Annotated in this window: 9 protein-coding genes and 1 tRNA gene; 5 read left to right on the top strand and 5 right to left on the bottom strand. The window is 57.6% G+C overall.

What is annotated here, in order from left to right:
- From ppk2 to QM780_RS03535, 3 genes are all read right to left on the bottom strand, one after another.
- On the bottom strand, positions 1-834 hold the full coding sequence (ppk2, locus tag QM780_RS03545) for a polyphosphate kinase 2 (protein WP_415069112.1): 834 nt from the start codon (positions 832-834) through the stop codon (positions 1-3).
- A gap of 134 nt (positions 835-968) precedes the next feature.
- Complete coding sequence (cax, locus tag QM780_RS03540) at positions 969-2,030, bottom strand: calcium/proton exchanger (protein ID WP_415069111.1); 1,062 nt, start codon at positions 2,028-2,030, stop codon at positions 969-971.
- Positions 2,031-2,054: 24 nt separating this feature from the next.
- Complete coding sequence (locus tag QM780_RS03535) at positions 2,055-3,842, bottom strand: SulP family inorganic anion transporter (RefSeq protein ID WP_415069110.1); 1,788 nt, start codon at positions 3,840-3,842, stop codon at positions 2,055-2,057.
- 240 nt (positions 3,843-4,082) lie between these two features.
- Between QM780_RS03535 and QM780_RS03530 the strand changes: the two genes are divergently transcribed.
- Genes QM780_RS03530 through fabI form a run of 5 tightly spaced genes read left to right on the top strand, consistent with a single transcriptional unit; the run spans position 4,083 to position 9,791 of the window.
- Positions 4,083-6,341 (top strand): DUF3141 domain-containing protein, encoded by a 2,259-nt coding sequence (locus QM780_RS03530; RefSeq protein WP_415069109.1) that lies wholly within the window; start codon positions 4,083-4,085, stop codon positions 6,339-6,341.
- 37 nt (positions 6,342-6,378) lie between these two features.
- The gene (locus QM780_RS03525; RefSeq protein ID WP_415069108.1) at positions 6,379-6,813 is read left to right on the top strand and encodes a hypothetical protein; all 435 of its coding nucleotides are present in this window, start codon (positions 6,379-6,381) and stop codon (positions 6,811-6,813) included.
- A gap of 21 nt (positions 6,814-6,834) precedes the next feature.
- Positions 6,835-7,794: a phosphate acetyltransferase gene (locus tag QM780_RS03520; protein ID WP_415069107.1), complete on the top strand. Its 960-nt coding sequence runs from the start codon at positions 6,835-6,837 to the stop codon at positions 7,792-7,794.
- A gap of 3 nt (positions 7,795-7,797) precedes the next feature.
- Positions 7,798-9,012, top strand: a complete 1,215-nt coding sequence (locus QM780_RS03515; protein WP_415069106.1) for an acetate/propionate family kinase — start codon at positions 7,798-7,800, stop codon at positions 9,010-9,012.
- A complete protein-coding gene (fabI, locus tag QM780_RS03510) occupies positions 9,009-9,791 on the top strand; it encodes an enoyl-ACP reductase FabI (RefSeq protein WP_415069104.1) in 783 nt (260 codons plus the stop codon). The genes QM780_RS03515 and fabI overlap by 4 nt, the downstream gene beginning before the upstream one ends.
- A 407-nt stretch (positions 9,792-10,198) precedes the next feature.
- On the opposite strand, the gene QM780_RS03505 is transcribed toward fabI, so the two are convergent.
- Both QM780_RS03505 and rodA read right to left on the bottom strand, forming a co-directional pair.
- A tRNA-Lys gene (locus tag QM780_RS03505) sits at positions 10,199-10,274 on the bottom strand.
- A gap of 192 nt (positions 10,275-10,466) precedes the next feature.
- A complete protein-coding gene (gene rodA / locus QM780_RS03500) occupies positions 10,467-11,594 on the bottom strand; it encodes a rod shape-determining protein RodA (RefSeq protein WP_415069103.1) in 1,128 nt (375 codons plus the stop codon).

Below are 11,594 nucleotides of genomic sequence, written 5' to 3'. Positions count from 1 at the left end.
TCAATGTCGTTCGGGAACCACTTTGAACGATGAAGATTCGTGCTTCTTGGGTTTGCTGACGTCCCTCTTCGGCAGTTTGACCTTGTCGCGCTTGATCTCCTCGTATGGAATGAGACTGAGGAAGTGCTCGATAATATTGAGCCGTGCTTTCCTCTTGTCATCGGAGCGCGCCACGTGCCAGGGCGCCCACGCCGTATCCGTCGTCGCAAACATTTCGTCACGCGCGTGCGTATAGTCGTCCCAGCGAGTGTAGGACTTCAAATCCATGTTCGACAGCTTCCAGATCTTGCGGCCATCATCGATGCGCGCTTCAAGCCGGCGCGTTTGCTCGTCCGGGCTGACCTCGAGCCAATACTTGATCAAAATAATGCCGGAATCGATGATGGCTTTTTCGACCGAAGGCACAATTCTTAGAAAGCGTTCGACCTGTTTTTCCGAGCAAAAGCCCATGACGCGCTCAACGCCCGCACGATTGTACCAGCTGCGATCAAAGATCACGATCTCGCCACCTGCCGGAAGGTGCGGAAGATACCGCTGAATATACATTTGAGACTTTTCGCGCTCAGTCGGTGCGGGGAGCGCAACAACGCGAAAGACGCGCGGACTGACCCTTGCCGTTATGGCTTTAATCGTGCCGCCCTTCCCGGCGCCATCCCGGCCTTCGAATACGACACAAATCTTTTTTTGTTCGTGGCGAACCCATTCTTGCAATTTAACGAGTTCTGTATGCAGCCGTTTAAGTTCGCGCTCGTAATCCTTGCGCTTCAGTTTGAGCTTGGCTGGGGGGCGCTCGTCTTTGATCACGGAAGCGGGAGCACTCTTGCTATCTTCCATTTCACCACCTCAACTGACTGCGCGCCCCGACGTCACCACTCGCAACCGAGCTATTAGTTTCGCCGATATTTCCTGCGTTAGGAAGATCAGAATACGGACTATCGGTTAAATTCGGTATTGCGGCGCGGCGTGAACTAGACTTGTGGTGTCAGGAAGAAAGCAATCCCGAGTATCAGATAGACGGTTAAAAGTTGGACGCCCTTCAACCAATCCGACCGGCCGTCACCCGCGACTTGTCCCGTTATGACCACCGCCAAGAACACCGCGAGCACCAGTCCCCTACCGAACAACAGGTCCATGGGATTGGGTCCGATAAAAAAGCTCGCCAGCACGAGAACGGGTGCGACGAACAATGCGACTTGAACACTCGATCCGGTGGCGATCGACAAGCTGAGATCCATACGGTTTTTCAGGGCGGCTGTGACTGCAGTCGCGTGCTCTGCGGCATTGCCAAGAATGGCAACGACGAACACACCCACGAAAAGATCGCTGAAACCGAAAGCATGTGCCGTCGGCTCGATGGCCCCGACCAGGATTTCACTCAGCCACGCAATCGCCGCCGTACATGCCGCAAGCACGCCAACTGCTTGGCCAAGCGGCCAGCTTTGGCTGTGTTGGTCGGTGTTTTGTGCGGTCGAAGCCAGAAAGAAGTTAGGATGAGTCCGCAGGGAAAATACGAGAAACAGTCCATAGAGGACGAGAAGCACGATCGAAATAGCAACGCTAAGCGTGCTTTCGCCTCCGCTGTAGCGTTCGCCGACGAGCGCGCCGTAAGCAGCGGGAATGATGAGCGCTACGGCCGCTAGCGTCAGCATGGTTGCCTGCGCGCGCGCCCCCGCAGCGTTGAAGTTCTGTTCGCGGTGGCGCAGACCTCCGGCCAACATAGCAGCGCCCAGCACGAGAAGGATATTTCCAACGATCGAACCGACGATGGTGGCTTTTACGATATCGTGCAATCCGGCACGCAAGGCAGCGAGGGCGATGATGAGTTCCGCCGCATTGCCGAACGTTGCATTCAGGAGGCCGCCCACGCCTTCGCCGGCGCGATCGGCGAGTTGTTCGGTCGCCCGGCCGAGCCACGCAGCCAGCGGCAGAATGCCGAGAGCTGACGCAAGAAATATGAGTGTGTGGTGGCCGGGGGCAAGATACTCGAGCGCCACGGCGATGGGGGCGAAGCACAGCAGCCAGTTCAACATTTCCTGCTCCTGAGGCTGCGCTCGCTATGGGGTTCTGTCTTCCCAATCGACCCAATCGACAGGGTTTTCTTCAAGATAGGCTCCGACCGCCGCACCAATCGTCGGGAAAAAGGCGTGTCGGCCAAGTTGCTCCTCGAGCCCGAAGCGTTTGAACTTGTCTTTGACTGGGTCTTTCAGCTCGGCAAAGCACAGTACAATGCCTGATTGCCTAAGTGCATGGATCAGTTCGACGGCCACGTCGGCGGCGGTAACGTCGACATTCGTTATGGGTTCTGAGGCGACGACGACCCATCGCACCCGAGTCGGCGCATTTTCCACCGCAGTAATCACACACTCCTGGAACAACTCAGCGTTCGCGAAAAAGAGCGGTGCGTCCCAGCGGAATAGCACAAGCCCAGGAATACGACGTGCATCCGGGTATCGGCTGATGTCGTGATATCCCTTGACGCCTTCCGCACGTCCGAGAACGGCATAATGCGGTCGCCAGGCGTCCCAAAGGAATTGCACCAGGGCGATAATAACCGCGAGCGCGATCCCTTGAATTGCGCCAAACACGGCGACGCCCGCAAAGCATACGACGGAAAGCCAGAATTCCCACTTTTGCACGCGGTAGATGCGCATAAGATCCTGGATTTCAAACAGATCGATAGCCGACGCGATAACAACGGCGGCAAGCGCACTCGTGGGCAAGTTTTGCAGCAGGTTGGGCGCGGCGACGATGAGCAAAGCAACTGTCAGTGCGCCGACGACGCCCGTCATTTGGGTTTTCGCGCCGGCGGCTTCCGCGACCGGCGTGCGCGACGAGCTGCTGCTGATCGGGAAGCCTTGAAAGAACCCGGCTGCGAGATTGGCCGCTCCTAGGCCAACGAGTTCCTGATTGGGATCGACGTATGTCCTTGTTCGTGCAGCGTACGCGCGCGAAAGAACGCTCGTGTCCGCGAAGGAGATCAAAGCAACAGCCAGACCGCCCGACAGAACCGTCGTGAGTTCGGCAGTAGAAATCCAAGGGATCCGAAACGACGGCAATCCGTGTGGTAACGGTCCAAGGACAGAAACTCCGGCGCTCTCCGCCAATCCTAGCGTGCCAACGACTGCGGTCGCCCCTATCACCGCAATCAAGATTCCGGGAACAGCCTTGCTGCGCTTGAGAAGCAAGATGACAGCCAGCGTTGCTGCTCCGATTGCAAACGCTGTCCAATTCGTTTTGCCACTCGCGACACCTCTAGCGATAGCAACGATGTCCCGCAGTGGGCCCTGGCTTTCAATAGAAAACCCAAGAAGTTTTGGCACTTGGCTGAGCAATACTGTCAGGGCGATGCCGTTCATATAGCCGTAGCGGATAGGTTTCGACAGAAGCTCGGTGACGAAGCCCAATCGCGCCAAACCTGCCGCGACGCAGACGGCACCGGACACGACCGCCATTGCTCCCGCGAGCGTCACGGCCCGCATCGGATCACCGCCCGATAACGGCAACACGACAGCAAGGATCACGGCGGCGAGGGAAGAATCCGGGCCAAGCACGAGAATGCGGCTCGGACCAAAAATGGCATAGACGATCAGCGGTACAATCGTCGCGTAAAGTCCGTAAATTCCTGGCAAACCGGATGCAACGGCATAGGCAATGCCAACCGGCACAAGCATCGTCGCTAAAACCAAGCCCGCCACGACATCATGCTGGGCCCAGCTACGCTGATAATCCTTCCACGCGTCCAACCCCGGAAGCCAACGTGCTAAGATCCCTTGATCGGCCGACAATTTCGGGCGCAAGACCTGGCGCTCGTGTGTGTCTCCTGCTGTGGGATCAACGGTCATCCAAGGCCCCAAAATGTGGACCGGCCATGCGCCTCAAAACATGGTACGCTGACAGCATTCTACTGCAATAGGCGGGCTGTGCTGTTGCGAACCCTTTTGATCTTCGTCCAATTATGTGCCGCTCAGTTGTCGGCAGGAAGCTCCGCACGCATCATAGTTTTCTAACCTTGATTTTCTTCATTATCGGAATATCGTGACCCTGCTGGTAAACAGGCGGAACGTTTTCGTGAGTTGCCGCTAATGTCCGACAATTCGTCTGCAGCTGTTGCGACAAGCCAAGCGCGCGTCTTGACGCCGTTCGATTTGGCCCACGATGCATGGGAATATTCGATCGATGCCTGGCAGCGGAGTATCTTATTTCTGGACGTCCTTAATCAAAGAAGTACTCATTATCACGAGCATCAATCCAAGACCGCGCCGAACGTTTTAAAATTTGGATGGGAGCTCGAGGTTGACGGCCGCAAGCTGTCCAAACCGGTAAATTATGCGCTCGTGCGCATTGTACCTCCAGACGGTCAGCGGCCAGACAAATACAAACGACCTTTCGTCGTCGTTGATCCGCGCGCAGGGCACGGGCCGGGCATCGGCGGCTTCAAGCCGATGAGCGAGATTGGCGTGGCCATGAAGGCCGGGCATCCCTGTTACTTCATCGGATTCTTGCCTCAGCCTGTTCCAGGTCAAACCATTGAGGACGTTGCTCGCGCAGAAGCGGTCTTTCTGCAGCACGTCATCGATCTTCACCCGGAGGCGGAAGGCAAGCCGGCCGTTATTGGAAACTGCCAGGCGGGCTGGGCTGTCATGATGCTGGCGGCCGCACGGCCGGAACTCTTTGGTCCGATCATCATCGCGGGCTCGCCGCTATCCTATTGGGCCGGTGCACCGAAACAAAATCCCATGCGCTACACTGGTGGCGTGCTGGGTGGCACTTGGCTCACGGCGCTGCTCGGTGATGCCGGAAACGGCAAGTTCGATGGCGCCTGGCTCGTCTCGAACTTCGAAAACCTCAATCCTTCGAATACACTGTGGAGCAAGCATTATAATCTCTATGCCAAGATCGACACCGAAGCTCCGCGCTATCTTGAATTCGAAGACTGGTGGGGTGGCCATGTGCTTCTTAACGCCGAAGAGATGCAATACATCGCCGACCAGCTTTTCGTAGGAAACAAACTCTCCTCGGCGCAAATGACCTTTTTGGACGGCGCGCGGCTCGATCTTAGAAATATACGTACACCCATTGTCGTCTTCTGCTCCAAGGCAGATAACATTACGCCGCCGCAGCAAGCTCTCGATTGGGTCCTGGATCTCTACAGCACTGTCGATGACATCAGGGCCCACGGACAAACGATTGTATATTCGGTGCACGAATCTATCGGGCACCTCGGCATCTTTGTCTCTGGGTCGGTCGCCAAAAAGGAACACGATCAATTCGCCAGCAACATCGACCTCATCGATGTGTTGCCGCCAGGGCTATACGAAGCCGTATTAACGCCAAAAGATCCGACTGATCCTGCCGCCGAATTCGTCACCGGCAATTACCTACTGCGGTTTGAACAGCGAAATTTGGATGACATTCGCGCTCTCGGTGCCAATAGCGAAGCCGATGACCGCGAGTTCGCAACCGTTGCGCGGATTTCGGAGATCAATCTCGGCCTTTATCGCACGTTCATGCAGCCGTGGGTCCGCGCTTGGACGAACGAGAGTACAGCTGAGGCATTGCGCAAGCTTCATCCGCTCAGGATGCAGTATGAGCTCTTCTCCAGCGCAAACCCGTTCCTTCAACCCTTTTTGTCCAGCACAGAGTGGTCGCATAGCTTCCGTCAGCCGATCTCCACGGACAACACCTTCTGGAAATTGCAGCAACAATGGAGCGATTGGATCACCGCTTCGCTCGATGCTTATCGCGACAGCCGCGACAATGCGATCGCGGCTTGGTTTCACGCTGTCTATGGTTCACCGCTTTTGCAAGCGCTCGTCGGATTGCGGGCATCGGACATCGCTTCCTCTCCTCGTCCCGGTGACGATGCCATGCACCGCACGCTCGTCGAGCAGAAAATCTCAGAGCTCAAATCGAGAATTCCTGACGGAGATCCTCGCGAGGCCGTCATTCGCGCGCTTCTTTATATTCGCATGCCGGACGGTGTGGTCGACGAACGCGGCTTCAATCTTCTGAGGAGAATGCGCGAAGAGACGGGCCGGGGCGTCAAGCTCTCTGCATTTAAAAAGATACTTCGCGAGCAGTTTTTGATGCTGCTCATCGACGAGCGTTCGGCTGTCAACGCCATTCCGGCGATGCTCGCACGAAACCCGGATCTTGCCTCGCGCATGAAGGGAAAGCTCGATCGCATGATTGAGCTCGTCGGCGTTTACAGCAAGGACGCGAGGGCGCGCTTGGCGGAAATCGAGGCCTTGTTCGAAAGCAGCGAGATACACATGCCTCCCGAAAAGGGAATGGGAGTGAGCACCGAGGGACAGTCGGTCAGGAGTCCGAAACATCATTGAAGGGGGATGAAAATCTAAGGATCGAAGGAGAAAAGTAATGCCTGGGCTGTTGCGACCCGAAGACTTGAAGATGATCTCGTCCGACGCGGAAATGGAAGAAATCGACCGCGAGCGAGATTTCAAGAAAAAGAAGGCGCAGCAGGAACTCGAATTGCGCGAAGCTTTCATGTCACGCAAAGTTGCAGAGAAAGCAACGGCGATCGAGCGTGTCAACAACGCGGTCCGAAATGCCGCCAAAAACGGCCAACGCCAGCTTCAAATCATAACGTTCCCGTCGAGCTATTGCAGCGACGGCGGACGGCGCATCAATATCGCCGATCCTGAATGGCCGACGACCCTTACCGGCTTTGCGAAGGATGCATACGATTTCTACAATAGCGAGTTGCGACCTCTCGGATACAAGTTGCATGCGGAAATTATAAATTTCCCCGGCGGCATGCCGGGAGAGGTGGCGATGTTTTTGGCGTGGTAGGTGCCCGGCAGGAGAGACGTTATGGCAACGGCGGCCGTCTCCGAACTCCACACGCATCAAAAATATGAGCGGCTTATCGCAGCGGCTCAGAGCCTGGAAGCGCTTCCGACGGCCGTTGCTCATCCGTGCGACGAGACTTCTCTCAGGGGCGCCGTCGAAGCCGCTGAAGCCGGCCTCATTGCTCCGATTCTTATCGGCCCTCGAGACAGGATAGAGGCCGTAGCAAAAGCACAAAGGCTCGACATCTCTCGTTTCGAGCTGATCGACGTTCCTCACAGCCGGGCGGCAGCCGACAAGGCGGTCGAAGTGGTTCGGGCGGGCCGAGCTGAATTGCTGATGAAGGGCAGTCTCCACTCCGACGAACTTTTAGGAGCCGTAACCAAGAAGGATACGGGCCTGCGCACAGGGCGGCGGATTAGTCACGTCTTCGTTATGGACGTGCCGACGCATCCGCAGACGTTATTCATCACCGACGCTGCCGTGAATATCGCGCCCGACTTGGTCGCAAAGCGCGATATCGTGCAGAATGCCATAGATCTTTTCGTCGGATTGGGCCTCGGAAGACCGAAGGTCGCCATTCTCTCCGCCGTGGAAACGGTCACGCCCGCCATTCCTTCCACGATCGAAGCGGCAGCGTTGTGCAAGATGGCGGACCGCGGCCAGATCACCGGCGGCGAACTCGACGGGCCGCTCGCTTTCGACAACGCGATCAGCCCTGATGCCGCTCGCATCAAAGGCATCAAATCATCGGTCGCGGGACAGGCGCAGATTCTTGTCGTGCCCGATCTCGAAGCCGGCAACATGCTGGCCAAGAATCTTACATTCATCTCGAACGCGGATGCGGCCGGCATCGTTCTCGGTGCGCGAGTACCGGTTATTCTGACATCCCGGGCCGATAACGTCCGCACGCGCATGGCGTCCTGCGCCGTTGCCATGCTGCTCGCCCATAACAGAAGAGCCAACGCACCAATCAGAGCTTGACCGATGTCGGAAACGATCCTGGTGGTGAACGCCGGTAGCTCAAGCATCAAGTTTCAGCTGTTTGCAGTCGAGTCCTCCAATCGGCTCGCGCGGCGACTTAAAGGCCAAATCGACGGCATCGGGACGCGACCGCGCCTGGTAGCAAAGGATGCCAAAGGCGCGTGCGTCGTCGATCAATCATGGAGCACGAGCGACGTCGCCGAGTTGCCGGATGCACTCAACCAACTCGTTCTGTTTTTGCGCAACTATGTCGGCAGGCTGCCGGTCGCCATTGGCCACAGGGTCGTCCACGGCGGCTCGGGCTTTTCTGCACCAACTGTCGTCACATCGAGCGTCGTTCAGCAGTTGGAGCGCTTCATTCCGCTTGCGCCTCTGCACCAGCCAAACAACCTGGCGCCGATAAGAATCGTTCTCGAACGCCAACCGCAATTACTGCAAGTGGCCTGTTTCGACACCGCATTTCATCGAGGCCATCCCGATGTCGCGGACCGCTACGCGATCCCCGAAACGCTTTATGCCGAAGGCGTACGCCGTTACGGCTTTCACGGTCTATCTTACGAATACATCGCAGAGAAACTACGCGAAATTGCCCCGGAAATCGCCGGCGGTCGCGTGGTCGTCGCCCACCTCGGCAGCGGCGCTTCGATGTGTGCCCTGGCGGCAGGAAAAAGCATCGAGAGCAGCATGGGTTTTACCGCGCTCGACGGATTGCCGATGGGTACGCGGCCGGGTCAGCTCGACGCCGGTGTGGTCCTTTACCTCATGAGCGAAAAAGGCATGAGTGCAAAGGAGACGGAGCATTTTCTTTATCACGACTGTGGTCTCAAGGGTCTTTCCGGAATCAGCAATGATGTGCGCGAGCTTCTGGCAAGCTCCGACCCGCGCGCCAAGCTTGCGCTGGACGTCTTCACATACCGCATCGCCCTCTTCGCCGGCATGCTGACGGCCGCATTGGGCGGAATAGACAGTTTGGTATTCACCGCCGGCATCGGCGAGAACGCACCGTTAATCAGGCGGGCCGTCGTGGAACGTTTGGCCTGGCTCGGCATCGAACTCTCCGACGAAGCCAACGAGAAAAGCCAGACGCGCATCTCGCCCGAGCGATCCCGCGTCGCGTGCTACGTCATCCCGACCGACGAGGAACTGATGATTGCTCGCCATACGCTTCAAATTTTAAGAGAGAACCATTCCGTTGAGTTTAAGGAGAAGCGCGCATGAGCGATGCTCCCTCTCTTAGCCTGCTCAAAGGAAAGAAAGCGCTCGTTACCGGCGTTGCCAATGATCAATCGATCGCGTGGGGATGTGCAAAAGCTTTTAAAGCGCTCGGTGCCGACGTCGCGATGACGTATCTCAACGAAAAGGCCAAGTCCTATGTCGAACCGCTCGCCAAAGAGATTGACGCATCGCTTTTAATGCCCCTCGACCTTCAACATGAAGGACAGCTTGAGGCCGTCTTTGACGAAGTTGCGAAGAGGTGGGGCAAGCTCGACATTTGCCTGCATTCTATTGCATTCGCGCCCAAGAACGATTTGCAAGGCCGCGTCGTCGATTGCTCGAACGACGGATTCCTCCGCGCGATGGAAATTTCGTGCTGGTCGTTCATCAGAATGGCCAAGCTCGCCGAGCCGCTGATGCCCAATGGCGGCGCACTGTTCACGATGACCTATTACGGTTCTCAGATGGTCGTCGAACATTACAACATCATGGGTCCCGTTAAGGCGGCTCTTGAATCTGCCACTCGCTACATGGCGGCCGAACTCGGTCCCAAAGGGATCAGGGTCCACGCCATATCGCCAGGCCCGCTAAAGACGCGAGCGGCGTCCGGCATCGGCGAATTCGATAAGTTGCTGCAGAAAGCGCAGGCAAAAGCACCCGCCCGCAGCCTCGTTTCGATCGATGACGTCGGCATCGCCGTGGCGTTTCTCGGCATGGATGGGGCGAAACTGATCACAGGCGAAACGCTCTATATCGACGGCGGATATCACATCATTGACTGACGCTCATTGACCATTGACGCGCACGACTTTGCCTGTTCACCACACGCCACACGGAGTAACAGAAACGCCGCTGGATGAAACACCAGTGGCAGGTCACCCATTCAAAATGCGCGGTGCCCGAGCACGGGCGCGCAATGCTGCAACGAAAGCCAAATTAACTAGCGATCTCACCTTGGCAGCCTGCAGGCATGGCGGTCTCGCGGAACTCGGGGATGCTGAACTCACCGGACAGCGCGTTATGGCTCTATCCGGCCATCGAACTCCAGAGGCAGCGAGGCTTTACGTGAAGCGCACTGAGACCGAGCGCGTCACCGCCGCACGTGGATCGAAAGCAAACAGAATCGAGAACAATCCGCTGACAAGAGTCGGAATGGAAACGACAGTTTTCACTAAACGCCTGAACCAAATGGTGGGTGATGAAGGACTCGAACCTTCGACCCGCTGATTAAGAGTCAGCTGCTCTACCAACTGAGCTAATCACCCGTACCAACACCGTCCTGCAACGAGCGGGAGCCTAGCCCCCAAGGACGGCGAAAGGGCCCGAACGGGCCCCGAGACCGGAGCGCATAGCACCGCTCCGCGACTCTGTCCACCCCCCTCTCCGCGACGGCCAACCAATTGAGGAATTTGCCGTTTACAAGCCCCCAAAACCGGCAGCGGCGGCGCCTCGCGGGCTCATCGCGACCCATCTCGGCCGTGCACATAGGCCGACATGGCGACCCCCAGCCCGATCATCAACGTCGTCATCGACGTTCCCCCGTAGGAAACGAGCGGCAACGGAATGCCGACCACCGGCACGAGGCCCGTCACCATGGCAAGATTGATGAAGACATAGATGAAGAACGTCATCGCCGAGCCGGCGATCGCCAATTGCGCGAAGCGGTTGTCGCACCGCCGCGCCATCAGCAGCATCATCAGGATGAGCGCCGCATAGATCGCGACCAGCAGCATCATGCCGGTAAAGCCCCATTCCTCGCCAATCACGCTCGCGATGAAGTCGGTGTGCTTCTCAGGGACAAAATCGAGCTGGCTTTGCGTTCCTTGCATGAACCCGGCGCCCGCAAGGCCGCCGTCTCCGAGCGCGATTTTCGATTGCGTGATGTGATAGCCCGCGCCGAGCGGATCCATTCCGGGATTGAAGAAGACCTCGATCCTTCGTTTCTGATAGCCGTGCAGCCCGGACCAGATCGCCGGCAGCGCTGCGACGACGACCACCGCACCAAGGACGAAGTAGCGCACAGGCACGCCGGCAAGAAACATCAGCGAAAGCCCGAGCGCCAGGAATAGCGCTGCCGAACCGAGATCCGGCTGCCCGAGCGTCAGCACCACCGGGATGCCGATCATCGCCAAAGGAATGAGCACGTAGCGCACGCGCCCCACCTCGTCCTTCGGCAGCCACATGTAATAGCGCGCCAGCGCCGCAACCAGCGCGAGCTTCATCAGCTCGGACGGCTGAAACGATATTGCGCCGGCACCGATCCAGCGCTTCGCGCCGAGAGCTTCGACCCCGATCAGCGGCACGAGCGCCAGCGACGCCAGCGCCACCGCATAAGCCGGATAGGCGAGTTTGATCCAGACATCGAGACGAACCGTTGCCATGACGACAACGACCACGAGCATGACCAGGAAACGCAGCGTATGCCGTTCCGCCCACGGCACGAAAGAGCCGCCCGATACCGAATAAAGCGTCGCCGCGCCGACGCCCGCCAGCAGGCAAACGATGGCGATAACGAGCCAGTTCACCCGCCACAGCTTGGCTCCGGCATGAATAGGCGGTCGGAGGCTCCACGAAGAATAATTCAT

This window comes from Hyphomicrobium sp. (genome assembly GCF_047600905.1).
Lineage (GTDB): Bacteria > Pseudomonadota > Alphaproteobacteria > Rhizobiales > Hyphomicrobiaceae > Hyphomicrobium_B.
This window is presented reverse-complemented; position numbering and strand designations above follow the sequence as displayed.